At 70.6% G+C, this 24,101-nt stretch carries 26 protein-coding genes and 2 pseudogenes; 12 read left to right on the top strand and 16 right to left on the bottom strand.

What is annotated here, in order from left to right; genetic code table 11:
* Positions 1–94 precede the first annotated feature (94 nt).
* A pseudogene (locus AB0N07_RS28335) lies at positions 95–392 on the top strand (zinc ribbon domain-containing protein); the annotation flags it as partial.
* Between the two features lie 57 nt (positions 393–449).
* On the opposite strand, the gene AB0N07_RS28330 reads toward AB0N07_RS28335, so the two are convergent.
* Positions 450–1,619 carry a thiolase family protein gene (locus AB0N07_RS28330; protein WP_365839752.1) on the bottom strand — a complete coding sequence of 390 codons (1,170 nt, stop codon included), beginning with the start codon at positions 1,617–1,619 and terminating at the stop codon, positions 450–452.
* Positions 1,620–1,727: 108 nt separating this feature from the next.
* Between AB0N07_RS28330 and AB0N07_RS28325 the strand changes: the two genes are divergently transcribed.
* Both AB0N07_RS28325 and AB0N07_RS28320 read left to right on the top strand, forming a co-directional pair.
* Positions 1,728–2,198 (top strand): helix-turn-helix domain-containing protein, encoded by a 471-nt coding sequence (locus AB0N07_RS28325; protein ID WP_365839750.1) that lies wholly within the window; start codon positions 1,728–1,730, stop codon positions 2,196–2,198.
* Between the two features lie 194 nt (positions 2,199–2,392).
* Entirely contained in the window at positions 2,393–2,980 is a 588-nt protein-coding gene (locus AB0N07_RS28320) for a DUF4328 domain-containing protein (protein WP_365839748.1), read from the top strand.
* Between the two features lie 19 nt (positions 2,981–2,999).
* On the opposite strand, the gene AB0N07_RS28315 is transcribed toward AB0N07_RS28320, so the two are convergent.
* From AB0N07_RS28315 to AB0N07_RS28305, 3 genes are read right to left on the bottom strand one after another with little or no spacing between them, the layout of a single operon-like run.
* On the bottom strand, positions 3,000–3,719 hold the full coding sequence (locus AB0N07_RS28315; protein WP_365839746.1) for a cupin: 720 nt from the start codon (positions 3,717–3,719) through the stop codon (positions 3,000–3,002).
* On the bottom strand, positions 3,713–4,639 hold the full coding sequence (locus tag AB0N07_RS28310) for a PmoA family protein (RefSeq protein ID WP_365839744.1): 927 nt from the start codon (positions 4,637–4,639) through the stop codon (positions 3,713–3,715). The genes AB0N07_RS28315 and AB0N07_RS28310 overlap by 7 nt, the downstream gene beginning before the upstream one ends.
* Positions 4,636–5,823 carry a Gfo/Idh/MocA family oxidoreductase gene (locus tag AB0N07_RS28305; RefSeq protein ID WP_365839742.1) on the bottom strand — a complete coding sequence of 396 codons (1,188 nt, stop codon included), beginning with the start codon at positions 5,821–5,823 and terminating at the stop codon, positions 4,636–4,638. The genes AB0N07_RS28310 and AB0N07_RS28305 overlap by 4 nt, the downstream gene beginning before the upstream one ends.
* A 264-nt stretch (positions 5,824–6,087) precedes the next feature.
* On the opposite strand from AB0N07_RS28305, the gene AB0N07_RS28300 reads away from it, so the two are divergent.
* Positions 6,088–6,963 (top strand): undecaprenyl-diphosphate phosphatase, encoded by an 876-nt coding sequence (locus AB0N07_RS28300; RefSeq protein WP_365839740.1) that lies wholly within the window; start codon positions 6,088–6,090, stop codon positions 6,961–6,963.
* 160 nt (positions 6,964–7,123) lie between these two features.
* Entirely contained in the window at positions 7,124–7,303 is a 180-nt protein-coding gene (locus tag AB0N07_RS28295; protein WP_365839738.1) for a hypothetical protein, read from the top strand.
* A 24-nt stretch (positions 7,304–7,327) separates the two neighbouring features.
* On the opposite strand, the pseudogene AB0N07_RS28290 reads toward AB0N07_RS28295, so the two are convergent.
* Positions 7,328–8,306, bottom strand: a pseudogene (locus AB0N07_RS28290) (LLM class flavin-dependent oxidoreductase).
* Between the two features lie 151 nt (positions 8,307–8,457).
* On the opposite strand from AB0N07_RS28290, the gene AB0N07_RS28285 reads away from it, so the two are divergent.
* Positions 8,458–8,943, top strand: a complete 486-nt coding sequence (locus tag AB0N07_RS28285; RefSeq protein ID WP_365839736.1) for a nuclear transport factor 2 family protein — start codon at positions 8,458–8,460, stop codon at positions 8,941–8,943.
* 70 nt (positions 8,944–9,013) lie between these two features.
* Positions 9,014–10,603: an apolipoprotein N-acyltransferase gene (gene lnt / locus AB0N07_RS28280; protein ID WP_365839734.1), complete on the top strand. Its 1,590-nt coding sequence runs from the start codon at positions 9,014–9,016 to the stop codon at positions 10,601–10,603.
* Here the strand turns inward: lnt and AB0N07_RS28275 are convergent.
* Complete coding sequence (locus tag AB0N07_RS28275) at positions 10,527–11,432, bottom strand: Gfo/Idh/MocA family oxidoreductase (protein WP_365839732.1); 906 nt, start codon at positions 11,430–11,432, stop codon at positions 10,527–10,529. The genes lnt and AB0N07_RS28275 overlap by 77 nt on opposite strands.
* Before the next feature lie 184 nt (positions 11,433–11,616).
* Here AB0N07_RS28275 and AB0N07_RS28270 point away from each other — a divergent pair, with 184 nt between their 5' ends.
* Both AB0N07_RS28270 and AB0N07_RS28265 read left to right on the top strand, forming a co-directional pair.
* A complete protein-coding gene (locus AB0N07_RS28270) occupies positions 11,617–12,129 on the top strand; it encodes a DinB family protein (RefSeq protein WP_365839730.1) in 513 nt (170 codons plus the stop codon).
* A 111-nt stretch (positions 12,130–12,240) separates the two neighbouring features.
* Positions 12,241–12,702: a hypothetical protein gene (locus AB0N07_RS28265; RefSeq protein WP_365839728.1), complete on the top strand. Its 462-nt coding sequence runs from the start codon at positions 12,241–12,243 to the stop codon at positions 12,700–12,702.
* 27 nt (positions 12,703–12,729) lie between these two features.
* Here AB0N07_RS28265 and AB0N07_RS28260 read toward each other — a convergent pair whose 3' ends face one another.
* From AB0N07_RS28260 to AB0N07_RS28230, 7 genes are all read right to left on the bottom strand, one after another.
* The gene (locus AB0N07_RS28260) at positions 12,730–13,251 is read right to left on the bottom strand and encodes a hypothetical protein (RefSeq protein WP_365839726.1); all 522 of its coding nucleotides are present in this window, start codon (positions 13,249–13,251) and stop codon (positions 12,730–12,732) included.
* Between the two features lie 122 nt (positions 13,252–13,373).
* Positions 13,374–14,057, bottom strand: a complete 684-nt coding sequence (gene ung / locus AB0N07_RS28255; protein ID WP_365839724.1) for a uracil-DNA glycosylase — start codon at positions 14,055–14,057, stop codon at positions 13,374–13,376.
* 104 nt (positions 14,058–14,161) lie between these two features.
* Positions 14,162–15,745 carry an ABC transporter substrate-binding protein gene (locus tag AB0N07_RS28250; RefSeq protein WP_365839722.1) on the bottom strand — a complete coding sequence of 528 codons (1,584 nt, stop codon included), beginning with the start codon at positions 15,743–15,745 and terminating at the stop codon, positions 14,162–14,164.
* A 212-nt stretch (positions 15,746–15,957) separates the two neighbouring features.
* On the bottom strand, positions 15,958–16,719 hold the full coding sequence (locus AB0N07_RS28245; protein WP_365839720.1) for an SDR family oxidoreductase: 762 nt from the start codon (positions 16,717–16,719) through the stop codon (positions 15,958–15,960).
* Positions 16,720–16,732: 13 nt separating this feature from the next.
* Positions 16,733–17,494, bottom strand: coding sequence for a 3-oxoacyl-ACP reductase FabG (gene fabG, locus AB0N07_RS28240; RefSeq protein WP_344399191.1), 762 nt, complete (start codon positions 17,492–17,494; stop codon positions 16,733–16,735).
* Between the two features lie 156 nt (positions 17,495–17,650).
* Positions 17,651–18,100, bottom strand: a complete 450-nt coding sequence (locus AB0N07_RS28235) for a DUF3037 domain-containing protein (RefSeq protein WP_365839718.1) — start codon at positions 18,098–18,100, stop codon at positions 17,651–17,653.
* Entirely contained in the window at positions 18,097–18,861 is a 765-nt protein-coding gene (locus AB0N07_RS28230; protein WP_365839716.1) for a HipA family kinase, read from the bottom strand. Before AB0N07_RS28230 ends, AB0N07_RS28235 begins: the two co-directional genes overlap by 4 nt.
* A 155-nt stretch (positions 18,862–19,016) precedes the next feature.
* On the opposite strand from AB0N07_RS28230, the gene AB0N07_RS28225 reads away from it, so the two are divergent.
* Positions 19,017–19,502 (top strand): Rieske (2Fe-2S) protein, encoded by a 486-nt coding sequence (locus AB0N07_RS28225; protein ID WP_365839714.1) that lies wholly within the window; start codon positions 19,017–19,019, stop codon positions 19,500–19,502.
* Here the strand turns inward: AB0N07_RS28225 and AB0N07_RS28220 are convergent.
* Complete coding sequence (locus AB0N07_RS28220) at positions 19,489–20,145, bottom strand: cysteine hydrolase (protein ID WP_365839712.1); 657 nt, start codon at positions 20,143–20,145, stop codon at positions 19,489–19,491. The two genes, AB0N07_RS28225 and AB0N07_RS28220, sit on opposite strands and share 14 nt — an antisense overlap.
* A 143-nt stretch (positions 20,146–20,288) precedes the next feature.
* Between AB0N07_RS28220 and AB0N07_RS28215 the strand changes: the two genes are divergently transcribed.
* Positions 20,289–20,756, top strand: a complete 468-nt coding sequence (locus AB0N07_RS28215) for a pyridoxamine 5'-phosphate oxidase family protein (RefSeq protein WP_365839710.1) — start codon at positions 20,289–20,291, stop codon at positions 20,754–20,756.
* Here AB0N07_RS28215 and AB0N07_RS28210 read toward each other — a convergent pair.
* Positions 20,753–21,655, bottom strand: coding sequence for a LysR family transcriptional regulator (locus AB0N07_RS28210; protein ID WP_365839708.1), 903 nt, complete (start codon positions 21,653–21,655; stop codon positions 20,753–20,755). The genes AB0N07_RS28215 and AB0N07_RS28210 overlap by 4 nt on opposite strands.
* Positions 21,656–21,728: 73 nt before the next feature.
* Here AB0N07_RS28210 and AB0N07_RS28205 point away from each other — a divergent pair, with 73 nt between their 5' ends.
* Positions 21,729–22,718 carry a DMT family transporter gene (locus AB0N07_RS28205; protein ID WP_365839706.1) on the top strand — a complete coding sequence of 330 codons (990 nt, stop codon included), beginning with the start codon at positions 21,729–21,731 and terminating at the stop codon, positions 22,716–22,718.
* Positions 22,719–22,755: 37 nt separating this feature from the next.
* Here the strand turns inward: AB0N07_RS28205 and AB0N07_RS28200 are convergent, their stop codons facing one another.
* Positions 22,756–24,087 carry an aminotransferase class I/II-fold pyridoxal phosphate-dependent enzyme gene (locus AB0N07_RS28200; RefSeq protein WP_365839704.1) on the bottom strand — a complete coding sequence of 444 codons (1,332 nt, stop codon included), beginning with the start codon at positions 24,085–24,087 and terminating at the stop codon, positions 22,756–22,758.
* Between the last annotated feature and the right edge of the window lie 14 nt (positions 24,088–24,101).

Here is a 24,101-nt window from a genome sequence, read left to right as displayed (position 1 = left end):
TCTACCAGCGGTCCCGTTCGTCATTCACCGCAGGGCCAGCACGCCCACCCGCGCCTGGACAGCGCCCCAGCCAGCCTTAACTTCCCGGCCTTGCTACAAAGCCCAGCGCTACGGCCGTACTTTGGTCAAGATCTGCCGGTTCGAGCCGACCTCCCAGACCTGCTCCACTTGCGGGGTCAAGGACGGACCCGAACCCCTCAACGTCCGGGATTGGACCTGCACCGCCTGCGGCACCGTCCACGACCGCGACACCAACGCCGCACTCAACGTGAAAACGGCCACCGGACTGGCGGTGTCAGCGCTGCGGAGCGCCGGTAAGACCGGGAGTAATCCCGGCACAGCGCAAAGAAACAGGAAGCCACGGACTCCCGACCGGAAACCGTGCCGCGTAGCGGCACAGCAACCAGTGGAGAGGACCAGAGTCCTCGTCCTTCAGGACGAGGAGCATGTCAAACGCCTTCCAGGATCATCGCGTTGGCCAGTCCGCCCGCCTCGCACATCGTCTGCAGGGCGTAGCGTGCGCCACGCGCGCGCATGGCGTGCACGAGGGTGGTCGTCAGACGGGTGCCGCTGGCCCCGAGCGGGTGACCGATCGCGATCGCGCCGCCGTGCACGTTGACCTTGGCGAGGTCGGCGCCGGTCTCCTGCTGCCAGGCCAGGACGACGCTGGAGAACGCCTCGTTGACCTCGAACAGGTCGATGTCGTCGAGGGCCAGGCCGGCCCTGCGCAGCACCTTCTCGGTCGCCGGTATGACGCCCGTGAGCATCAGCAGCGGGTCGGAGCCGGTGACGGCGAAGCTGTGCAGCCGGGCGAGCGGGCGCAGGCCGAGGCGGGCCGCGGTCTCGCTGGAGGTGATCAGCACGGCGGAGGCGCCGTCGTTGACGGGGCTGGCGTTGCCCGCGGTGACGTTCCATTCGATCTGCGGGAAGCGCTCGGCGAAGGCCGGGTCGTGGTAGGCGGGCCGGAGCCCGGCGAGTATCTCGGTGGTGCTGTCCGGCCGTACGCACTCGTCGCGCGTGACGCCCTCCAGGGGCGCGACCTCGCTGTCGAAGAGACCGTTGGCCCAGGACTCGGCGGCCTTGCGGTGCGAGGAGACCGCGAAGGCGTCCATCCGGTCGCGAGTGATCGACCACTTGGCGGCGATGAGTTCGGCGCTGATGCCCTGCGGGACCAGGCCCTCCGGGTAGCGCTCGGCGACGCCGGGGCCGAAGGGGTCCTTGCCGGGCGGCACGTTCGACCACATCGGCACCCGGCTCATCGACTCCACACCACAGGCGACGACGAGGTCGTAGGCGCCCGAGATGACGCCCTGCGCGGCGAAGTGCACGGCCTGCTGGGAGGAGCCGCACTGGCGGTCCACGGTGGTCGCCGGGACGGTCTCCGGGAAGCCCGCCGACAGCACGGCGTAGCGGGTGGTGTTCATGGCCTGCTCGCCGACCTGGTCGACGGTGCCGCCGATGACGTCGTCGATCAGTGCCGGGTCGACGCCGGAGCGGTCGACGAGGGTGCGCAGGGTGTGGGCGAGGAGCTCGACGGGGTGGACGTGCGCGAGGGCGCCGCCCGGCTTGCCCTTGCCGATCGGGGTGCGTACGGCTTCGACGATGACTGCGTCACGCATGTGCATGCCTCCACGGCGAATCGAACGGGAACTACTCGTGAGTAGGAAATCCAAACTCACCATAGCTCCGTAGGTTGGAAAAACAAACCCTCCCCTAGACTGGGCGTCATGGCCGCCACCAAAGACCCGCGCCCCTGCTCCATCGCCGACACCCTGGCGCTGGTGGGCGAGAAGTACTCCCTGCTCGTCGTGCGCGAGGTGTGCCTGGGCAACGGGCGGTTCGACCAGCTGGTACGCAACATCGCCGCCCCGCGCGACGTCCTGGCCGCCCGTCTGCGCCGCCTCGTGGACGCCGGGATCCTGACGAAGCGCGCCTACAGCGAGCGGCCGCAGCGCTTCGAGTACCGGCCCACTCAGGCAGGCCTCGAGTTGGAGCCGGTCCTGATGACCCTCAAGGAGTGGGGCGACCGCCACCTCCGCAACGGAGTCGACCTCCCCATGGTGGTCGAGCACATCTGCGGCAACGAACTAGTCCCGGTCGTCACATGCCAGGCCTGCGGCAATCCGGTGCACCACGAGGACCTCACCGCCCATCCGCAGGCCGAGGGGTGGACGGTGAAGGGGCCATCGGCGGCCTGACCCGGAGAAACCGAGATCTTCGGGCGCGCTTCGCCCCACAGCTGCTGATCCTGCGGCGAACCCGGCTCTCGAGAGCCAGGAGGGATACATGATCCGAGGCGCTCATTCCCGCCGCTGCGCCGCCAGAGTGCGGGCCGCCCGTGAGAAGCAGGTCTCCCACTGTGAACAACCCGGCCGACTCCACTACCCCTGTCATGAACGCACCATGGCTCCTCGCCCGCTTCGCGCAGGCCGCGATCGCCGCGGCAGCCGTCGCGGACGTCTTCCGGGTACTGGCCCTCAGAGCTCACGGGCTGCACCCCACGAACGCGTCGCTGAACGAGTCGGGCTTCAGATCGATGGTGTTCGTGAACCTCCTGGCCGCGGCGGCCGTGGTCTTCCTGGTGTGGTTCAGCCGCTGCCGGCGAAACGCACGGGTCCTTTCACCGGGGGCCGCCTCGCAACCCGGCGTGTGGGCCGTCGTGGCCTGGCTGATACCGGTGGTCAACCTGTGGGTTCCGCGCGAACTCGTCCTGGAGGTCCACCGTGCGAGCAGCCTCGGGACGGCGGAGACGGGCCGCGACGAGGTCCTGGTGAACGTCTGGTGGGCGGCCTGGGCCGGGCACACCGCGATCGGCATGGCAACCCGGTTCGGGGGCGGGACCTGGATGCCCCACCTGGTGGTGACGGAGGCGCTCAACCTGGCCGCGGCCGTGCTCGCGGTGTTCGTGATCCAGCGCATCACGGCACTGCAGAGCGCAGCACTGCGCACCGCATCGCCCACGCCTGTTGCGGCGCCGTGAGGCCCCAAGGCGGCAGGTCCTAGTCGGCCCGGTACACGTCCAACCGCCCGCACATCCCGAACTTCCCGTGCGCCGAAGGAAGTTCGGCCCTGACGACAGCCTCCGCGAGGTGGCCTGCGTCGCCCTTCTCCAGGCGGTCGAGCTGCTCCCCCGTGGCTGCGGCGGCCGCCTCCGCTCCCCGTCGCCAGCGTTCCCGCCACTCGGCGAGCCGGGGGCGTACCAGTGCCGCTGCGGCGCGGTGGAAGGCGGCCAGCGCCTCGGGCCCGTCCGCGTCGCGCAGCGCCCGGTAGCCCTGCAGGGCGAGGTCCCGGCGAGCTCGGGCGAACCGCTCCTGCTCCTCCTCCGGCACATCCGTCGGGATCCTGGTCGCGGCGGCGTACGTCTCCGCGTCGCCCAGGTACCGCGGCGGCAGCGTCAGGACCGCGTCGCCCGCCTCCGGAAGGCCGCTGTTCTGCATCAGGACCGTGATGCGCAGGGCGTCCTCGTTGACCAGGCGGTGGATGGTGCCCGGCGTGAACCAGGCGACCGTGCCGGGTACGAGGGGCGTGACCTCGTACCCGGACGTCGTGAGGGTCTGCACCGCACCCCGGCCGCCGGTGACGACATACGCCTCCGAACAGGTCAGGTGCATATGGGGAGTCCCGCCGCAGACGCCGTCGACGGCCGGCCAGTCGTAGACGGACAGGTGCGAGACGGCGACTGAGCCCGGCAGGCCCGTGAACTCCCCTGTGGTCACCACGGATGCGCCTCCAGGTACTTGGTGATCTCCTCCCGCTCCCACGACCCGTCGGCCACCACGATCCGGTAGCGGCGGGTGAGGGTGTCGCCGGGAGCGAGTTCCAGTTCGTCGTAGAACGCCCAGGACGGGGCGACGGCGGCGAACGGCTCGTTGCGTACGAACCAGTGGGCGGGGTGGGTGCCCCGCTCGCCCAGGTGGTCGTTCTCGGGGGCGTGGGCGAAGACGAGGGTCGCGTGGCCGTCCCTGCCGTCGTGTTCGCCCAAGAAGGCGAGCCACGGCGACTGCTCGCCCATCAGGCCGGGGCCCTCGCCGTCGGGCCCGATGATCCGGCCGTCGCGGAAGGCGCGCGGGCCGCGCCAGAACAGGCCGGTGTAGCCGGCCATTTCACGTCCCGCGGTGGTCGGGCTGCCGAAGCGCAGCGGCTCGTCCCGGCGGTTGGTGACGGCGCTGGTCCAGGTCAGCGCCCAGGAGCCGGACTCCGCGTCGACGTCGTGGATCTCGATACGACGCTCCTCGTCGGCCCACAGCTCCCCGCTGTACGGGTGCCAGGTCAGCCGCTGAGCGATCACTGCGCGGTCGTCGTGAACCGCCACCTCGTCGAAGGCGACGTGGGCCATCGACCCGACGCGATCGGGCAGTTCGAGGTAGCCCTCGCCGTGAACGTAGGAGTTGCCGCCCCAGAGGTTGGCACCCGACAGGTGCGAGGCGGTCAGCTGCAGGCCCTTGTGCCAGCGGTGGTCGTTGGGCCGGTAGTCGGTGACGACCTCGCCCGCCAGGGTGCGCAGGGGGTGGATGTACGGCTTGGGGGACTCCCAGGCCGCTTCCGGGGCGTACACGTAGCTCAACAGCTCGACGCCGCCGGCCCGTTCGGTGATCGTGATGCGGTCGCCGTGGGCGTGCACGACACGCAACCCGGTCATGCGGACACCTCCTCGGCCGCCACGAGTGCAGCGGGTGCCCAGCCGGGCGCTCCGCCGTGCATCGCCGTGTGGAACGGGTCGCCGGGGCCGATCTCGCCGGCCTTGACCGTGGTGTCCGTGAAGGCCGCCTTGTAGATCGCGGCGATCAGCTCCAGGCTGGTGCGCCCGTCGGCGCCGCTGCTGCGCGGCCGCTCCCCCGCGCGCATGCTCGCGACCAGCTCCCGCAGCTGTTCCAGGTGCGAGCTGGGCACGTCCGCGCCGAAGTCCTGCCAGGCGGCAGCCTCCTCGCCGGGCACGCCGGGGGCCGGGGTGATGCGCCAGTTCTCGTTGGAGTGGCCGTAGAGGTGGGTGAGCTCGACCGTGGCGCGCTCGCAGTCGATGCGGATGCGGCTGACCTCGTCGGGGCTCAGGACGCTGTTGACGACCGTCGCCATCGCGCCGTTCTCGAAGCGGATCAGAGCGGTGGAGACGTCCTCGGTCTCCACGTCGTGCACCAGCCGCCCGGCCATCGCGCGCACCTCGCGCCACGGGCCGAGCAGGTCCAGCAGGAGGTCCATCTGGTGGATGCCGTGGCCCATGGCGGGGCCGCCGCCCTCGGTCGCCCAGCGGCCGCGCCAGGGCACGGCGTAGTAGGCGGTGTCGCGGTACCAGGTGGTCTGGCAGTGCGCGACCAGCGGCCGGCCCATGGCCTGCTCGGCGAGCAGCCGCCGTACGTGCCGGGAACCGGAGCCGAAGCGGTGCTGGAAGACGATCGACGCGTACGGACCGCCGTCCTCGCCCTCCTCGGCCTCCACCGCGTCGTAGTCGGCGAGCGTCGGCACCGGCGGCTTCTCGCACCACACCCACGCCCCGGCGCGCAGGGCGGCGATGGTCTGCTCGCGGTGCAGCGTCGGCGGGGTGCAGACGCTCACCAGGTCGGGGCGCTGCTCGCGCAGCAGCTGCTCCAGGTCGGTGTAGGCGTGCGGGATCCCGGTCGCCCGGCAGAACTCCTCGACCGCGGTCGCATCGATGTCGACGGCGGCGACGACCTCCACCTCGCCCTCCTCGGCGAGCCTGGCCAGGGCGGGCAGGTGCGAGCCCCGCCCGATGGCGCCGGTGCCGATGACGGCGGCCCGGATGCGCCGGCCGGCGAGCGGGGCGACGGGGGCCTGGGACGTCCCGGGATGGGTCTCGGACGTGGGCATGGACCTGATCAGCACTCCTCCGGGAAACGACAAGCTACGAGGAGGAGCAGCGTCAGCAAGCGCTTTCTCCTCCCAGAAACGTAAGCTCCGCCCCCACACCTGGTCAACCACCCAGAACCCAAGGCCGCCCGCTGCCCCCGAAACCCCTGTGCGGGGCCTGCCGACGCCGGAGGTTAGGCTGCCCTGCACACCCGTGATCACGACGCCCGCCGGCATGGCGCCCCGTCGCGCCTGCCACGATCAGCACTTGGACGCCGTACATCCATGTCTTGGTTTGAATCCCTCATCCTCGGACTCGTCCAGGGGCTGACCGAGTTCCTCCCCGTCTCCTCCAGCGCGCATCTGCGGCTGACCGCCGCCTTCTCCGGCTGGAAGGACCCCGGCGCGGCCTTCACGGCGATCACGCAGATCGGCACGGAGACCGCCGTGCTGATCTACTTCCGCAGGGACATCGGGCGGATCGTCTCGGCCTGGGCGCGCTCGCTGGTGAACAAGGAGATGCGCCGCGACCACGACGCGCAGATCGGCTGGCTGGTGATCGTCGGCTCGATCCCGATCGGTGTGCTCGGGCTGCTGTTCAAGGACCAGATCGAGGGGCCGTTCCGCGATCTGCGGATCACCGCGACGATGCTGATCGTCGTCGGTGTGGTGATCGGCATCGCCGACCGGCTCGCGGCCCGCGACGAGACGGGCGGCCGGCACCGGGCGCCCAAGCAGCGCAAGACGCTCGAGAACCTGGGTGTGAAGGACGGCCTCGTCTACGGCCTGTGCCAGTCGGCAGCGCTGATCCCGGGCGTCTCCCGCTCCGGAGCCACCATCAGCGGCGGCCTGTTCATGGGCTACCGTCGCGAGGCCGCGGCCCGCTACTCCTTCCTCCTCGCCGTTCCCGCGGTGCTGGCCTCCGGCCTGTTCGAGACCAAGGACGCGCTGGAGAGCGGCCATGTCTCCTGGGGCCCGACGCTGCTGGCGACAGTGATCGCCTTCGCGTCCGGGTACGCCGTCATCGCATGGTTCATGAGGTTCATCTCGACCAGGAGCTTCATGCCCTTCGTCTGGTACCGCATCGCGCTGGGCATCGTCATCATCGCCCTGGTCACCGCGGGCGCACTGAGCCCGCACGCGGCGGAGTCGGCGGGCTGACCAGGGCCCGGCGCTCCGGCAGGAGTGCGGACCTCAACACTCCGGCGCGATACGGAAGTTGCAGCTCCGGGCGGCGGCGCGAAAATCCGTGACCAATGACATACGTCATGGGTAGCCGTCCGGTAGCGCAGTGTCAGTGCTTGCCCCTAGGCTTGTGTGCATGTCCCCCCATTCCTCAACCCCTGGTTCCGTGCGTTCCGCCGCCGAGGTCAACGAGCAGATCCGTGCGCTGTGGATGCGCGCGGGCGGCTCCCTGTCGGCCCAGGAGCGCGCGGAGTACGAGATGTTGGTGGTCGAGTGGGCGGCGGCGATCCAGAGCGACGTCATCAAGGCGGCCTGAAGGGGAGGCATCCCCCGTGGGGCGTCACATGGCCGGGACGGCGTGCCGTCTGACGAGTTCGTACGACCGCAGACGCTCGGTCGGCGCGTAGACCGGTGTGACCAACATGAGTTCGTCCGCGCGAGTCACCTCCACCAGGTCCGCCAACTGCTTCACGACGACGTCCGGTGAGCCATGGGCCTGTTGAGCGCGGAAGCTCGTCAGTGCCCGCTCTTCCTCCGCGGTGAACGGGTGGGCGGCCGCCTCTTCGGGAGTGGGGAAGGGGATGTCGCCCCGCCCCTTGAGCAGACCGGCCCTGACGACATGCATCGGGCCGGCCAGCCGGGCCGCTTCCTGCTGCGTCTCGGCGCACACCGTTTCCACGCAGATCAGCACCCGGGGGCGCTCGCACCAGCGGGACGGGGAGAAATGCGCCCGGTAGTGATCGAGTGCGGCAAGGGTGTTGTCCGGGCGAATGTGGTGGGCGAAGGCGAGCGGCAGTCCCAGTTCCGCGGCAAGCGCCGCACCGCCCGTGCTCGACGCAAGCAGCCAAGGCTCCGAACGGGCCGAGCGCGACCTCGTCCACCAGGAAACGCAGGGTCGCCGCCACGTCGTCCCGGTACTCGTCGTCCGTCGTCGGTCCGGCCCCGCGCCGCAGGGCCCGCGCCGTCTCCTCGTCGAATGTGCCAGGCCCGCGGCCGATGCCCAGGTCGATCCGGCCGGAGTGCAGGGCGGCAAGCGTGCCGAACTGCTCCGCCAGCATGATCGGGGCGTGGTTCGGGGCCAGCACACCCCCGGAACCGAGGCGTATGGACGAGGTCAGCGCGGCCGCGTGCGCGGTCAGCACGACGGGCGGGAACGCCCCGATGGCCGGGGAGTGGTGGTGCTCGGCGTACCAGAGCCGCAGGTAGCCGAGGTCTTCGACGCCCTGGGCGAACTCGGCGGTGTCCCGTAAGGTGTCCGCGGCCCGGGCACCGGACTGCACCATGGCCACTTCGAGCGCGCCGATCGGAATGGTGATCATTCGGTCAGTATAGGAATCAGCGGCCGCACCCGGACGCGCCGGACGTCGAACGACGGGCGCGGGCAAGGAAGTTGGACGGCGCCGGCAACGAAGTTGTGTCGTCGTCGCGCACCCCCTTGGCCCGGCACGTCACATGCCCAACACTGAGCCGATGACGCAGCGCGTGGAGCTCGCGACCGTGATGGACCGGCTGGCCGTCGACGAAGTCGTCACCGACTACGCGGCGGCCGTGGACGACGGTGACTGGAAGACGTACCGGGGACTGTTCACGCCCGACGGACGCGCGGACTACCGCTCGGCCGGCGGCATCGAGGGAGGTGCCGGCCAGGTCGCCGTGTGGCTTGCCGAGAGCATGCTGCTGTTTCCGATGCGGCAGCATCTGATCGTCAACCGGCGGGTGCGGTTCGGGATGCTGGAGCAGGACATCGGCGACACCGCGCGCGTGCGCGCCGACTACGTCAATCCGATGCGGTTCGCGGCGGACGGCTCAGGGGCGACCGCTCCCGACTTCGTGTGCGGCGGCCGGTACGCCTTCGGCTTGCTGCGGACGTACGACGGCTGGCGGCTGCGCGAAGTCGTCGTGGAGGAGAAATGGCGGCGCCTTCCCGAGCCGCGTGTGGCGCCCGTGGCCGAATGATCCGGGGCCCTCTGTCCACGATCACCGAAAGAACGCACACTGGAGCCACCACCGGGTAGGGAGGAGCCGTATGAAGACCTTCGGTCAGTGGCTCGCCTCTCCGTGGCGGCGCTCGGCGATCGCCGCTCTGACGGGCGCCTTGCCCGTGTTCGCGTTCCCCGCCCCTTCGCTGTGGTGGTTCGCCTACGTCGCCCTGGTCCCCTGGATCGTGCTGGTCCGCTCCGCACCCACCGGGAAACGGGCCGCCTACGACGGCTGGTGCGGCGGTTTCGGCTACATGGTGGCCGTGCACCACTGGCTGCTGCCGAGCCTGAACGTGTTCATCTTCCTCATCGCCGCGCTGCTGGGCGCGCTCTGGGCGCCGTGGGGCTGGCTGGTGCGGCGCTTCCTGGGCGGGGTGCCCGGGACAGGGCCCGGCCTGGCCGCGCTCTTCGTGCTGCCGTCGGCCTGGCTGATGGTCGAGCTCGTGCGTTCCTGGCAGGGACTGGGCGGCCCGTGGGGGATGCTCGGCTCCAGTCAGTGGCAGGTGGAACCCGCGCTGCGGCTCGCCTCGGTCGGCGGGGTGTGGCTGCTCAGCATCCTGGTGGTGGCCGTCAATGTCGCCGTCGCAGCGCTGGTGGTGTCGTGGGCCAGTGGCATGTCACATACCACCGTGGTCTGGGTTCCGGCCATGGCGGGCCTGGTCGCGACCGCCACCGCGACCTCTGCGGCCTGGGTGTGGTCACCGCGTCCGGACGTCGACGGCCGGGTGCGGATCGCCGTCGTGCAGTCGGGCGTCATCAACGGCCCCGACAAGCGCTTCGACCGCGAGGAACAACTCACCCGCCAACTCGCCCGGCAGCACCCGAACCTGATCGTGTGGGGCGAGAGCAGCGTCGGATTCGACCTCGCCCAACGCCCCGACCTGGCGAAACGCATCGCGGCCCTCTCTCGCGAGACGGGGGCCGACATCCTGGTCAACGTGGATGCCCGGCGCTCCGACAAACCCGGCATCTACAAGAGTTCGGTGCTCGTCGGCCCGGACGGGCTGACCGGCGACCGCTACGACAAGATGCGGCTCGTGCCCTTCGGCGAGTACATCCCCTTCCGTTCGGTGCTGGGGTGGGCGACCTCCGTCGGCAAAGCGGCAGGCGAGGACCGCAGGCGCGGCTCGGAGCAGGTCCTGATGAACGTCGGGCACGGGCTGCGCATAGGCCCGATGGTCTGCTTCGAGTCGGCTTTCCCCGACATGAGCCGCCATCTCGCACAGGACGGCGCCGAGGTGCTGATAGCGCAGTCGGCGACGTCTACGTTCCAGCAGAGCTGGGCGCCCGAGCAGCACGCCTCGCTGGCTGCACTGCGTGCCGCGGAGACCGGGCGCCCGATGGTCCACGCGACGCTGACAGGGGTGTCGGCCGTGTACGGGGCGAGTGGGCAGCGACTGGGGTCCTGGATGGGGACGAGCTCCGGCGCGGCAGCGACATATGACATTCCACTGGCCCACGGCACCACCCCGTACGTGCGCTACGGCGACTGGCCGGTGCACGGCGCCCTGCTGATCCTCGCCGTGTGGTGCGCGTCCGAGGGCGTACGGGCGGTCCGGCTCAGGCGGCCCGGTCCTCAACCGCACGTACCACCCGCTCGCACAGTTCGTGAGTCGCCAGTGCGTCCCGGGCGCTGAGCACCTTCCCCGCCCGCACGGCGTCGAGGAAGGCCAGCACCGCCTGTTCGATGCCGCGCTGCCGGGCCACCGGCACCCAGTCGCCGCGCCGGCGCACGGTCGGCTGCCCCTTGTGGTCGATCACCTCGGCGAGGTTGAGGACCTGCCGCTTGGTGTCCTGACCGGACACCTCGAGGATCTCCTCCGCCGAACCGCTGAGCCGGTTCATCACCCCCAGCGCGGTGAACCCGTCCCCGGCCAGCTGCAGCACCACATGGTGCAGCAGACCGCCCTCCACGCGCGCGCGTACCGTCACGTCGTCGACGGGCCCCGGCACCAGGAAGCGCAGCGTGTCCACGACGTGGATGAAGTCGTCGAGGATCATCGTGCGCGGCTCCTCCGGCAGCCCGATGCGGTTTTTCTGCATGAGGATCAGCTCGCGCGGGTGCTCGGCGCACTGCGTGTACCCGGGTGCGAAACGCCTGTTGAAGCCGACCGCGAGCGAGAGGTCGCGCTCCTCGGCGAGCGCCACCAGCCGCTCGGACTCGGCGAGTTCGTAGGCGAGGGGCTTGTCGACGTAGGTCGGCACCCCCGCCTCCAGCAGCCGGGTCACGATCTCCGGGTGCGTGATGGTGGGCGCGTGCACGAAGGCGGCGTCGAGGTCCTGGGCGAGCAACGCGTCCAGGGTGGCGTGCCGGTGGTCCACCGGGAGGTGGAGGCTGTCGCCGACCCGGTCGAGCGTCTCGGGCGTACGCGTGTGCAGCTGCAGTTCGATCCCGGGGAGGCCCGCGAGCACCGGAAGGTAGGCCTTTTGCGCGATGTCGCCGAGTCCGATGCAGCCGACCTTCACGGGGTGGTCTCCTCTAGCGGTTGCCTGCCGGGTCCTGCCGGAAGCATACGGCTGCTGCGGCGGCCACCGGCCGACGAGGGTCGCGGGCGGCAGCGTAGTACGGCGGAGTGGATACCGGCCGCGGCCACGACCGGGCCGCTGAAAACGCGTGGTCGGTTCGGATCCGTTGGGAAAGGATGCGGTCATGACGACAGAGCGCCGTGAACCCGCGACCACCGCCGACGAACGCACCATGCTGGACGGCTGGCTGGACTATCACCGCCAGACCCTGGCCCGGAAGTGCGAGGGCCTGACCGACGCGCAGCTCAGGACCGCCGCCGTGGAGCCGTCCACGCTGTCCCTGATGGGGCTGGTGCGGCACATGGCGGAGGTGGAGCGGTCCTGGTACCGCCGAGTGCTCGCGGACGAGGACGCGGCCCCGATCTACTACAGCGACGAGGACCCGGACGGCGAGTTCCACCTCACCGAGGCCGACACCTGGGCGGAGGCGTACGCCACCTGGCAGGCCGAGATCGAGGCCGCACGACGCACCGCGGCCCGCTTCGCCCTGGACGACACCTCCAGGGGCAAGCACCGGCGCACCGGCGAACACTTCAACCTGCGCTGGATCCACACCCACATGATCGAGGAGTACGCCCGCCACAACGGCCACGCCGACCTGCTCCGAGAACGCCTCGACGGCACCACGGGCGACTGACGTCACCCGGAGCACGCCCCCGGCCCCCGTACGGGGCGGGAGATCACCCGCGCGGGGCATCCTTCGCTCATACGCTGCCGCCGAAGCCGCCGACCCGACATCGTTGCGCGGGTGCATCGAACGACGACCACCGCAACGCTCCTGGTCACCGTGGCCGTCTCGGCCCTCGCCGGCTGTGTGACGATCCAGCGCCCGCCCGCGTCCGGGCCGCCTCCTGCAGCGTCCCCGCCGTCGGCGCCGTATCCGGACGACCAGGGGACCCCGCAGATCGTGCAGGCGCCGGCCCGTGAGGCGCTGGTGGGGACCGCCCCGTCCGCACGGCCGGAGCGCAAGCCGCCCGCGCGGCAGGGTCCGCCGGCCGCGCAACCGGAGGCGCCGCACTCGCGCCCGCGGCCCCGTCCCCGGCCGCCGCACCCGGAGCCCAGGCACCATCGGCGGCCGCACGTGGAGGTCCCGAACATGCCCAAGCCGGTCCCGAAGCAAACGGACATGTGCGCCCTCGGCCGGATGTACGGAGGCTGGCGGTCCGACAGCCCGGAGGCGGTCATCTGCAAACAGGCGTACGGCAGTTGAGGCGGCCGTAGCCGCTCCGGAGAGGCTCTACGGCCGCTGGCGTGGCGGCCCCCACCGACCGTCGCCGTCCGGGCCCCTCTCCCCCAGCCGCAGTTCCAGCCGCCCGATCGCCGCCCGCACCCCGTCCCCGTAGCTGTCGTCCGCCAGCGCCTCGGCCGCGCTGCGGGCATGGCGCAGATGGGTGCGGGCGGCGCCGCTGCGGTCGAGCTTCACATAGTCGGCCGCCAGGTTCAGATGCAGCGAGGGGTAGAGCGCGCGCACCGCCAGGGTTCCTTCGTGTTCGGCGAGGCGGTCGTCCGTGAGTTCCTCGGCCGCGGTCAACGCCCGCAGGTCCCACGCCAGTTCGTCCGCGGGGTCGTCCTGGGTGTCGGCCATGTAGTGGGCCAGCGTGCAGCGGTGCAGGGCATCGCCGTGCTCGCCGATCTCCGCCCACAGCTGGAGGAAGCGGTGCCGGGCCTCCTCGCGGTCGCCCGCGTGATGCAGCATGACGACCTGCCCGATCCGCGTCATCACGGCGTCCTGCGCCGCCTGCTCCTGTCCGTTGGCCACCACGTCCTCCGCACACACTCGCCGGCTGGTCGGCTGTCCCGACCGACGCTAACCGCCGCCCGCGGCAATCCCGGTCAGGCGGCACCGGGCCGATCCGGTGCGGAACCGGCCCGGCGGGGTCGTCAGCCCAGATTCGGGATGGTCCAGTCGATCGGCTGGTGCCCCTGGAGGGCCACAGCCTCGTTGATCTGCGTGAACGGACGGGAGCCGAAGAACTTCTTCGCCGACAGCGGGGAGGGGTGGGCGCCCTTGACCACCACGTGCCGGGTCTCGTCGATCAGCGGGAGCTTCTTCTGCGCGTAGTTGCCCCACAGCACGAAGACCGCCGGGTCGGGCCGGTCGGCCACCGCGCGGATCACGGCGTCGGTGAACCTCTCCCAGCCGCGGCCCTTGTGCGAGTTGGCCTCGCCGCCGCGCACCGTGAGCACCGCGTTGAGCAGCAGCACGCCCTGCCGGGCCCACGGCATCAGATAGCCGTTGTCCGGGACCGGCAGGCCGAGCTCCTCCTTCATCTCCTTGTAGATGTTGCGCAGCGACGGCGGGGTCCTGACGCCCGGGCGGACCGAGAAGCACAGGCCGTGGCCCTGCCCCTCGCCGTGGTACGGGTCCTGCCCGAGGACCAGGACCTTCACCTGGTCGTACGGTGTGGCGTCCAGCGCGGCGAAGACCTCCTCGCGCGGCGGGTACACGGGACCCTTCGCCCGCTCCTCCTCGACGAACTCCGTGAGCTCCTTGAAGTAGGGCTGCTGCAGTTCGTCGCCCAGGACCCCGCGCCAGGACTCGGGCAGCATGGCGATGTCGGTCACGTCAACTTCCTTACGATGTGCGGTAAACCGGGTGCGGTCGCTTCCAGGGACAGAACCTACAGGCGACCACTGACAACGGCCCCGCGCTCTCGGAAGTGCACCGCCTACCAGCTGGTCTTGCGGGACAGCTCACCCATCAGCATGATCGTCGACGGGTCCAGCGCCTGCTCCGCACCGGAGATGTCGTCGCTCGCGGCCACGTACTGCTTGCCCTGCCACAGCGGCAGCAGCCGTGCGTCGTTCACCAGGATCTGCTGGGCCTGCTCGAAGTCCGAGACCACGTTGGCGCGGTCGCTCTCGCTGCGGGAGCGGGGCAGCAGCTTCCCGGTGATCTCGGGCGCCGGATAGGGCGTGCCGAGTGCGTTCTGGTTGCCGACGAACGGCGCGATGAAGTTGTCGGGGTCCGGGAAGTCGGGGAACCAGCCGCGCCCGAACACCGGGTACTCGCCGTTCTGGTAGCCCTTCACGTACGTGTTCCAGGGGCGGCTCTTCAGGGTGATCGTGAACAGGCCGGAGTCCTCCAGCTGCTGCTTGATCTCCGCGAACTCCAGCTTGGTGGAGGAGCCGTAGCGGTCGGTGGTGTACCAGAGGGTGAGCGGGACACGCTGGGTGATGCCTGCGTCGGCGAGGATCTTGCGGGCCTTGGAGGTGCTGGGGTTGCCGAAGTCGTCGAAGAAGTCGGTGGTGTGCCCGGTCAGGCCCTTGGGGACCATGGAGTAGAGCGGCTCGACGGTGTCCTTGTAGACCTTGTGTGCGATCGCGCCGCGGTCGACGAGCTGGGCGATCGCCCTGCGGACGGGGACCTTCGCGGCCCAGGGGTCCTTCGGGTTGAACACCAGGTAGTTGATCTCGATGCCGGCGCCCTCGATGAGCTGGAGGTTCCCGCTCGCGTCATGGCGCTGGAGGTCGACGATGTCGTTCGCGTTGAGGCCGCGGAAGGCGACGTCGACCTGCTTGTCCTTCAGTGCGGTGACCATGGTGGACGAGTCCTGGAAGTAGCGGATGGTCACCGCGTCGTTCTTGCGCTCGGCGTAGCCCTGGTAAGTGCCGTTCTTGACGAGCTCGGCCTTCTTGCCGTCCTCGTACGACTGGAGTGTGTACGGCCCGGAGCCGTCGATGCTGTCGCCCTTGCGCAGGGATCTCTCGGGGTACTCCGCGGGGTCGACGATCGACATGGCGGGGGTGGCGAGCACGAACGGGAAGGTGGCGTCGGGCTTGTTGAGGTGGAAGACGATCTCCCGGTCGCCCAGCGCCTGCACCCGGGCGAGACTGCCGAGCAGTCCGGCGGGCCCGCCGTTGACGTTGATCTTCAGGATCCGGTCGATGGAGTACTTGACGGCCTTGGCGTCGAGCGGGTGCCCGTTGGAGAACTTCAGGCCCTCGCGCAGCTCACATGTGTACGTCGTGTTCGAGCTGTCGGAAAAGCGGCAGCTGTCCGCCGCGTCCGGCTGCGGAGTGGTCGCTCCGGCGGGGTAGCTGAGCAGCGTCTGGTAAATGTTGCGGAACAGTTCCCAGGACTGGTCCCAGGAAGCTGCGGGATCCAGAGTGCTGGGCGCGCTGGTCGTCCCGACCACGATGGGGCCCTTGCCGTCGGAGGAGTCCGCAGAGAGGACTCCGCATCCCGCCATCAGCGACGATATGGACGCGATGGCCGCCGCCTGCCACAGGCCTCGGTTCCGGTTGAACACGCGCTCGCTCCTCGATCTGCCGTACCAAGGGTCGGCAGACCATACCGCAGTGTCACGAGGGTTGAACCCGGTCGGTACAGGGGCGTTGATCAGCTTCTTTTTGACGACGTTGTCATTCCGCCGTCCCCCTCCTGAACGACGACAAGGGCGCCGTTTCCGTCAAGGAAACGGCGCCCTTGTGCACCCGATCGTTACGATTGCAACCGCTTGCGTCAGGCGACGCCGGCGTTGAGGAAGATGCCGCCGTCGACCACGAGCGTCTGGCCGGTGACCCAGGCGGACTGCTCGGAGGTGAGGAACGCGGCGGCGCCGCCGATGTCGGAGGGCACGCCGAGCCGGGCCAGCGGGTAGGCGGCGGCCGCCTCCGCCTCCCGGCCCTCGTACAGGGCCTTGGCGAACTGTGTCTTCACGACAGCCGGGGCGATCGCGTTGACCCGCACCTTGGGCGCGAACTCGTGCGCCAGCTGCTGGGTCAGGTTGATCAGCGCGGCCTTGCTGACGCCGTACGCGGCGATGAAGGGCGACGGCGCGATGCCGGCGACGGACGCGATGTTGACGATGGTGCCGCCGTTGTCCTTCTGCCAGGCGTGCCAGGTCTTCTGGGCGAAACCGAGCGCGGAGATCACGTTGGTCTCGAAGACCTTGCGGGCCACGTCCAGGTCGAGGTCGGCGATCGGGCCGAACACCGGGTTGGTCCCGGCGTTGTTGACCAGGTGGTCGACGCGGCCGAAGGCCCCCATGGTGCGCTCGACGGCCTCGGTCTGGTGCTCCAGGTCGTGCGCCTTGCCGGCGATGCCGATGACGCGTTCGGCGCCGAGCTTGTCGACGGCCTCCTTGAGGGCGTCCTCGTTGCGGCCGGTGATGGCGACACGGTCACCGCGGGCGACCAGCGCCTCGGCGACGCCGTAGCCGATGCCCCGGCTGGCGCCCGTGACGAGGGCGACCTTGCCGGAGAGGGCGGGCAGTTCAGTCATGGTCCGTGTTCTCCTAGTCGAGCGGTCCGCCGGCGACGTACAGCACCTGGCCGGAGACGAACCCGGCCGCCTCGCCCGTGAAGAAGGCGATGGCGTTGGCGATGTCGTCCGGCTCGCCGACCCGCGCCACCGGGATCTGGGTGGCGGCCGCGGCCTTGAAGTCCTCGAAGCCCATGCCCACGCGCGCAGCGGTGGCGGCGGTCATGTCGGTGGCGATGAAGCCGGGGGCGACGGCGTTGGCGGTGATGCCGAACTTGCCGAGCTCCTTGGCGAGGGTCTTGGTGAAGCCCTGCAGACCGGCCTTGGCCGCGGAGTAGTTCACCTGGCCGCGGTTGCCGAGCGCCGAGGACGAGGACAGGTTGACGATCCGGCCGAAGCCCGCGTCGACCATGTGCTTCTGGACGGCCTTCGACATCAGGAAGGCGCCGCGCAGATGGACGTTCATGACGGTGTCCCAGTCGGAGACGCTCATCTTGAACAGCAGGTTGTCGCGCAGCACGCCCGCGTTGTTGACCAGGATCGTCGGCGCGCCCAGCTCCTCCACGACCCGCGCGATCGCGGCCTCGACCTGCGCCTCGTCGGAGACGTCCGCGCCGACCGCGAGGGCCTTGCCGCCCGCCGCGGTGATCTTCTCCACGGTGTCCTTGCAGGCGGCCTCGTCGAGGTCGATCACGGCGACCGCGCGACCCTCGGCGGCCAGCCGTACGGCGGTGGCGGCGCCGATGCCGCGCGCTCCGCCGGTGACCACAGCGACCCGCTGCTCAGTGGTGGACATTGCTGCTTCTCCTCGCCCTCGAGAAAGTACGCCCGCTTGAAAGTACGTCCGTCGTCAGTACGCCCGCTCAGTGAGCGACCGCTTAGTACCTTCGGCAGACGTGACGCTAGAAGGCCTGGCACTCGGTGTCAACGGCACGCGGGCGGGTGTGATCCATTACCTCACCAGCAGCTCGAGCAGGCGCTCCGTCTCGGCCGCCGGATCGGCGGTGAGCCCAGTGTGCACCGGCCCGGGCTGGAGAACCGTGGAACGCGGCGCAATCAGCCATCTGAAGCGCCGTCCGGCGTCGTCGCCCGCGGCCTGCCCCGCCGCCTCCCCGCCCCCGCACACGCGCTCCACGGCCCCGAGGGCGGCCCGGACGCCGGCCACGTCCGCCGCCGGGTCGAGGGCCAGCAGCCGCGCCTCGTCGAGGTGGGTGCGGGCGCCGACGTAGGCCTTGGCACGGCAGTAGACGAGCACGCCGGCGTTGATGCACTCGCCGCGCTCCACCCGCGGTACGACGCGCAGCAGCGCGTACTCGAAGACGTCACGGTCGCCGCCCTGGCCGCCGCGGATGATGTGCCGCTCGACCACCGAGCCGGCCATGTGGATGTGGCGCTCGCTCACTTGCCCTCCTCGATCCCGGTGACACGCTCGTGGACGACGGCGGCCCGGGCCAGCAGCGGCCGCGCGTAGGCCCGCCGGAGGTCGTCCGGGGTGCCGAAGCCGGGTTCGCCGGCCAGCCAGGCGTCCGGGATCTCGGCGGTGACCTCGGTGAGGAGTTCCTCGGTGACCCGGGGCGCCAACTCGGCGGCGGCGCCCGCGAGATCGGGGGCGAAGCGGGCGAGGGCGTGGTCCGAGGCGTCGTAGGAACGCCCCGCGGAGGCCTCGGCGCCGGGCCAGTTGTGGTGCCAGATCATGGTGGCGCCGTGGTCGATGAGCCACAGATCACCGTGCCACATCAGCAGGTTGGGGTTGCGCCAGGAGCGGTCGACGTTGTTCACCAGGGCGTCGAACCAGACGATCCGGCCTGCCTCCTCGGGGCTCGCCGAGAAGGCGAGCGGGTCGAAACCGAGGGCGCCGGAGAGGAAGTCCATCCCGAGGTTGGTGCCGCCGCTGGACCGCAGCAGGTCCTGCACCTGCTGCTCCGGCTCGCCGAGCCCCAGCACCGGGTCCAGGTCGACCGTCACGAGCCGCGGCACCCGCAGGCCGAGCCGGCGGGCGAGTTCGCCGCAGACGACCTCGGCGACCAGTGTCTTGCGGCCCTGTCCCGCGCCGGTGAACTTCAGGACGTAGGCCCCGAAGTCGTCGGCCTCGACGAGCGCGGGCAGCGATCCGCCCTCCCGCAGGGGCGTGATGTAGCGGGTCACGATGACTTCCTTGAGCATCGCCCCAGGTTACTGGCCGACAGCAAAACGACAGCTCTGGCTTACCTCCCCCTGATCCCGAACCCGTCAAGCTCTCGACGTCGTCTGAACAACCCTTGCTCGGCGACCGTACCCCTGGACAGATCTTCGAAGCCTGCATGGAAGGGAACGTCAGCATGACCAGCGAACCGCTCCATCCCGTTCCGGCACCCGGCCGCCGTACCGTCGTGGCGGCGGTGGGCGCGACGGGGCTCGCCGTCGCGCTGACCGCGTGCGGATCGGACAACGGGTCCTCCGACTCCTCGTCCTCGAACACCCAGGCGGGCGCCAACGCGGGCGGCGGCAGCTCCAGCGCATCGTCCGGCTCCGGCGGCGGCACCGCGCTGGCCAAGACGGCCGACATCCCGGCGGGCGGCGGCAAGATCTTCAAGGACCAGGGCGTGGTGGTCACCCAGCCGACGGCGGGCACGTACAAGGCGTTCTCGTCGAAGTGCACGCACCAGGGCTGCGCGGTGTCCGAGATCTCCAATGGCGTGATCATCTGTCCGTGCCACAAGAGCGAGTTCTCCGTGACCGACGGCAGCGTGAAGAAGGGTCCCGCGACGCAGCCGCTGCCCGCCGAGAAGATCACCGTGAGCGGGGACTCGATCACACTGGCGTGATCCGCGTACGCCTGGGCCGCTTGAAGCAGCGCAGCACCTCGTCCGTGGTCGCGATCGTGGCGACCAGTGCGAGTGTGTGGCGGATCATCGCGGGGGTGTAGTCGGAGGGCACTCCCGCGATGGCGTCGGACGGCACGACGGCGGTGTAGCCGCGGTTCACGGCGTCGAAGACGGCGTTCGGGATCGCCACGTTGGCCGAGACCCCGGTCACGACCAGTGTGCGGCAGCCCAGGTTGCGCAGCAGCGCGTCGACGTCGGTGCCCTGGACCGGGGACAGTCCGTGCAGCCGTCGTACGACGAGGTCCGCCTCGGTGACCTCGATCGGGGCGGCGACGCGCACCGCCGTCGTGCCGGACAGCTGCTGCACGGGGAGGCGTTCGGCGGCGCGGAAGAGGCGGGCGTTGCGGCTCGCGCCGCGGCCGTCGGGACGGCGCTCCGCGATGGCGTGGACGACCTGGATCCCGCTCTCGTGCGCGGCCGCCACCAGCCGGGCGACGTTGGCGAGGGCTCCCGAGGAGCGTGCCTCGCGGGCGAGTTCGGGCAGCGCGCCGTCCGGGCCGACGACCCCCTGCTGGCACTCGACGGTCAGCAGCACGGTGCTCGCCGGGTCGAGGAGTTCGCTGAGCTGTTCGTACGACGGCACGGTTCTCCCTCGTCGGCGGCGGTCCGGAGCGGGCGAGCGTAACGGCCATTGCGTACGGACGGAAGACGTCCCATCCTTTTCTGACGTGATGTCAGAGGATCACTGGAGTTCCTCTGACACGACGTGAGAGAAGAGGGGGCCGCATGACCGTCACTCAGCGTCGGGGCCGCAAGATCATGATGATGCCCGGTGAGCTGGACGAGTTCCTCGCCACCCAGCGCACCTGCCGGGTGGCCACCGTGTCCGCGGGTGGAGCGCCGCACGTCAGCACGCTGTGGTTCGCCTGGGACGGCAACTCGATGTGGCTGTACTCCGTCGTGCGCAGCAAGCGCTGGACCGACCTGCGGCGCGATCCGCGGGTCGCGATCGTGGTCGACACCGGCGAGGAGTACGACGAGCTGCGCGGCGTCGAGCTGTCCGGAACGGTGGAGTTCGTGGGCGAGTTCCCCCGCATCGGGGAACTGTGCGCCGAACTCGACGTCCCGGAGACCCTGTTCGCCCGCAAGAACTTCAACCTGGAGGAGATGCCGCACGACGGCCGGCACGCCTGGGTGCGGCTGACCCCGGAGAAGATCGTGTCCTGGGACTTCCGCAAGCTGGGCCCTGCCTAGCCCACTTCGCGTCCCGCATCCTGAAGCGCCTCCACCGCCGCCCGGATCGACGGGCGGCGGTCGGCGTCCGCACGCCACACGGCATAGATCTGGCGCCGCACCGACTGCCGCACGGGGACGGCCCGCACCCCCTCCGGGAGCGGCCCGCGCCCCAGCCTCGGCGCCACGCACACGCCCAACCCCGCGCTGACCAGCGCGAGTTGAGTGGGATGCTCCTCGGCGCGGTGGGCGACGCGCGGCTCGATGCCCTTGGAGCGCAGGGTGTGGATCAGCCACTCGTGGCAGAACTCGTTCTCGCCCCAGGTGATCCACTCGTCGTCGGCGAAGTCCTCCAGGTCGACCTCGGCGCGCTCCGCGTAACGGTGATCCGCAGGCATCGCGATGTCCGCGGTGTCGTCGAGGATGACGGCCTTGACCAGCCCGTCGGGCATGGGCAGCGGTCTGTTGTACCAGTCCAGGACGACGGCGAGGTCGAAGTCGCCGCGCATCACGGCGAGGACGGCGGGCTCGGGCTCCGTCTCCCGCGAGGTGACGCGCAGCCCGGGATGTGCCTTGCGCAGCTGGGACAGCGCGGCCGGGAACAGACCGCGCGCCGCGGTCGGGAACGCCGCCAGCCGCAGCTCCCCCACCACCTCCCCGCGGTGCGCCTCCAGGTCGGACTGGGCGAGCTCGACCTGCGACAGGATGCGGGCCGCGTGCTCGGCGAGCAGCCGGCCCGCGTCCGTGAGCCGCACGCCCCGCCCGTTCCTGGCCAGCAGCGGCTGGCCGACCTCCCGCTCCAGCTTGGCCAGCTGCTGGGAGACGGCCGACGTCGTGACATGCAGCCCCTCGGCGGCCCCGCTGACGGAGCCGTGCCGGGCGAGGGCGTCGAGGGTGCGCAGACGCTCCAGATTCAACATGTAAGCAATGCTACGAGGTACCCGCGCAAATTCTCGATTGTGCTACGAGGTGGCGTGCATCATCGTTGCGCCCATGAGCATCCCCGTACCCCGCACCCGCCCCGCCCTCGACTGGCGTCTTCGCTTCGGCGCCCTCTCGCTGATCTGGGGATTCAGCTTTCTGCTCATCAAGGTGGGCACCGGGGCCTACGCGCCCTTCCAGGTCACGCTCGGACGGCTGGTGTTCGGGACGGCGGTGCTCGCGGCGGCCATGGCGGTGAAGCGGGAGCGCCTGCCGCGCGGGGCGCGCACGTGGGGGCATCTGACGGTCGCCGCTTTTCTGCTCAACGCGCTGCCGTTCTCCCTGTTCGCCTACTCGGAGCTGACCATCCCGTCCACCCTGGCCGGCATCTGCAACGCGACCTCACCGCTGTGGGGCATGGCACTCTCCCTGGTCGCCCTCTCCGAGGACCGCCCGAGCCGCGTGCGGGTGGCGGGCCTCGGCCTCGGCTTCCTGGGCGTGCTGACGGTCCTCGGTGCGTGGCAGGGTTTCCACGGGCTGGACGCCACCGGCACGGCGATGGCACTGCTGGCCTCGCTCAGCTACCCCGTCGGCTGGATCTACGTCCGCCGTACGCTGGCCGGGGCCGGCCACTCCCATCTGTCCATGACGGGGGCGCAGTTGCTGCTGGCCGCGGTGCAACTGGCTGTCGTCACGCCGCTGTTCACCACGTTCCCGGCGCGGTTTCCGGTGGTGCCGCTGGTTGCCGTCGCCGCGTTGGGGGTGCTCGGGACGGGGCTTGCGATTCTCATCCAGTACGGAGTGGTCGCCGAAGTCGGGCCCACCACGGCCCAGATGGTCACGTACTTCATTCCGGTGATCGCTACGGGCGCGGGTGTTGCCGTTCTCGGGGAGTCGTTGCGGTGGTCCACGCCTGTGGGGGCGGTGACTGTTCTCGCCGGGGCTGCGCTCACGCAGGCGCGGGTTCGTTCAAGTGCGCCCAAGGGATTGGGGGTTGAGGAGGGCGTGCGCGTGCAGGTTGTCGGCGGCCGGGCGCGCCCACGCGGCGGAGCCGCACATTGATACAGCCTCGCGCCCCTGAAGGGGAGCGCACTCCCGCCTAGACATAGCTTCGGGTCGGTGACGGCCCCAGAGCCCTGGCAATCGCATCCGCCAGGAGGTTGACCTCCTCCGGCGCCAGGGTCGCCACCGTGATACGGATGCCCGGTGGGGCGCTCATGCGGAAGCGGGCGCCCGGGGCCACTGCCCACCCGGCATGCAGGAGCGCGGCTACGGCGGTGGTTTCGTCGGGTACGGGGATCCAGACATTGAGGCCGGTGCGGCCGTGGGCCTCGACGCCGCGTCGGGCGAGGGCGTCGATCAGGAGGTCGCGGCGGGTGCGGTAGGCCGCCGCGACCGCGCCGCTGTCCAGCGCTCCGTCGGCCCACAGCCGTACCACCGCCCGCTGGATGAGGTGGCTGACCCAGCCGGGGCCGAGGCGGTGCCGGCCGCTCACCCGGTCGACCGTGGTCGTGTCGCCGGTGACGACGGCGAGGCGCAGGTCGGGGCCGTACGCCTTGGCGACCGAGCGCACGAAGGCCCAGTGCCGGGTGATGCCGGCCAGGGGGTGCAGCGGGAGGTCGACGATGCCGTGGCCGTGGTCGTCCTCGACGAGGAGGACGTCCGAGTGGTCGCGGAGCACGGCGCGCAGGGCACGCGCACGCGTGGCGGTCACCGCGGCGCCGGTCGGGTTCTGGGCTCGGTCCGTGACGATCAGGGCGCGGGCGCCGGCCGCCAGTACCTGTTGTACGTCGTCGGGGAGCGGGCCCTCGTCGTCGACGCCGACCGGGGCCGTGCGCAGGCCGAGCGCCGGGACGAGATCGAGCAGACTGCCCCAGCCGGGGTCCTCCACGGCGACGGTGTCCCCCGGTTTGAGGTGCGCCGCGAGCACGCGCTCGATGGCGTCCAGTGAGCCGGATGCGACCGTCAGCGGTCCGTGCGGCACCCCGTCGGCGTCCAGGTCCGCGCGCGCGAGCCGCTCCAGCTCCGGTTCGACCAGCGCGTCTCCGTACAGCACGGGTTCCCGGTCGCCCTGCTCGCCCGCCGCCGCGAACACCTTCGCCAGCGAGGGCAGCAGCGCCGGGTCGGGGTTGCCGTTCGCCACGTCCCGCACGCCCGCAGGCACATCCATCCGGACCTGGTCGCGCCCCGTGGTGGCCGGCTTGGACCGCACCCTGCTGCCGCGACGCCCGGACGTCTCGATGACCCCGCGCTCCCGCAGGATCCGGTACGCGGACGCGACCGTGTTCGCATTCACGCCCAGCTCGACCGCCAACTCCCGCATCGGAGGCAGTAGTTGACCCGGTTCCAGCTCGCCGGACCCCACCGCACGCTCGACGCTCGCCGCAATCTCCGCTGCGCGCCGCCCTTCGATCCGATATCCTTCTAGCACAAAGACTATTATGC

This window comes from Streptomyces sp. NPDC051172 (assembly GCF_040682555.1).
Lineage (GTDB): Bacteria > Actinomycetota > Actinomycetes > Streptomycetales > Streptomycetaceae > Streptomyces.
Note: the sequence above shows the minus strand (reverse complement) of the source record. Positions and strands in the feature narration are given on the sequence as shown.

What these genes read in the sequence shown, in the direction of transcription:
- AB0N07_RS28330 (WP_365839752.1), bottom strand. Translation starts at nt 1,619, where the DNA reads ATGCGTGACGCAGTCATCGTCGAAGCCGTACGCACCCCGATCGGCAAG.
- AB0N07_RS28325 (WP_365839750.1), top strand. Translation starts at nt 1,728, where the DNA reads ATGGCCGCCACCAAAGACCCGCGCCCCTGCTCCATCGCCGACACCCTG.
- AB0N07_RS28320 (WP_365839748.1), top strand. Translation starts at nt 2,393, where the DNA reads ATGAACGCACCATGGCTCCTCGCCCGCTTCGCGCAGGCCGCGATCGCC.
- AB0N07_RS28310 (WP_365839744.1), bottom strand. Translation starts at nt 4,639, where the DNA reads ATGACCGGGTTGCGTGTCGTGCACGCCCACGGCGACCGCATCACGATC.
- AB0N07_RS28305 (WP_365839742.1), bottom strand. Translation starts at nt 5,823, where the DNA reads ATGCCCACGTCCGAGACCCATCCCGGGACGTCCCAGGCCCCCGTCGCC.
- AB0N07_RS28300 (WP_365839740.1), top strand. Translation starts at nt 6,088, where the DNA reads ATGTCTTGGTTTGAATCCCTCATCCTCGGACTCGTCCAGGGGCTGACC.
- AB0N07_RS28295 (WP_365839738.1), top strand. Translation starts at nt 7,124, where the DNA reads ATGTCCCCCCATTCCTCAACCCCTGGTTCCGTGCGTTCCGCCGCCGAG.
- AB0N07_RS28285 (WP_365839736.1), top strand. Translation starts at nt 8,458, where the DNA reads ATGACGCAGCGCGTGGAGCTCGCGACCGTGATGGACCGGCTGGCCGTC.
- lnt (WP_365839734.1), top strand. Translation starts at nt 9,014, where the DNA reads ATGAAGACCTTCGGTCAGTGGCTCGCCTCTCCGTGGCGGCGCTCGGCG.
- AB0N07_RS28270 (WP_365839730.1), top strand. Translation starts at nt 11,617, where the DNA reads ATGACGACAGAGCGCCGTGAACCCGCGACCACCGCCGACGAACGCACC.
- AB0N07_RS28245 (WP_365839720.1), bottom strand. Translation starts at nt 16,719, where the DNA reads ATGACTGAACTGCCCGCCCTCTCCGGCAAGGTCGCCCTCGTCACGGGC.
- fabG (WP_344399191.1), bottom strand. Translation starts at nt 17,494, where the DNA reads ATGTCCACCACTGAGCAGCGGGTCGCTGTGGTCACCGGCGGAGCGCGC.
- AB0N07_RS28230 (WP_365839716.1), bottom strand. Translation starts at nt 18,861, where the DNA reads ATGCTCAAGGAAGTCATCGTGACCCGCTACATCACGCCCCTGCGGGAG.
- AB0N07_RS28225 (WP_365839714.1), top strand. Translation starts at nt 19,017, where the DNA reads ATGACCAGCGAACCGCTCCATCCCGTTCCGGCACCCGGCCGCCGTACC.
- AB0N07_RS28215 (WP_365839710.1), top strand. Translation starts at nt 20,289, where the DNA reads ATGACCGTCACTCAGCGTCGGGGCCGCAAGATCATGATGATGCCCGGT.
- AB0N07_RS28210 (WP_365839708.1), bottom strand. Translation starts at nt 21,655, where the DNA reads ATGTTGAATCTGGAGCGTCTGCGCACCCTCGACGCCCTCGCCCGGCAC.
- AB0N07_RS28205 (WP_365839706.1), top strand. Translation starts at nt 21,729, where the DNA reads ATGAGCATCCCCGTACCCCGCACCCGCCCCGCCCTCGACTGGCGTCTT.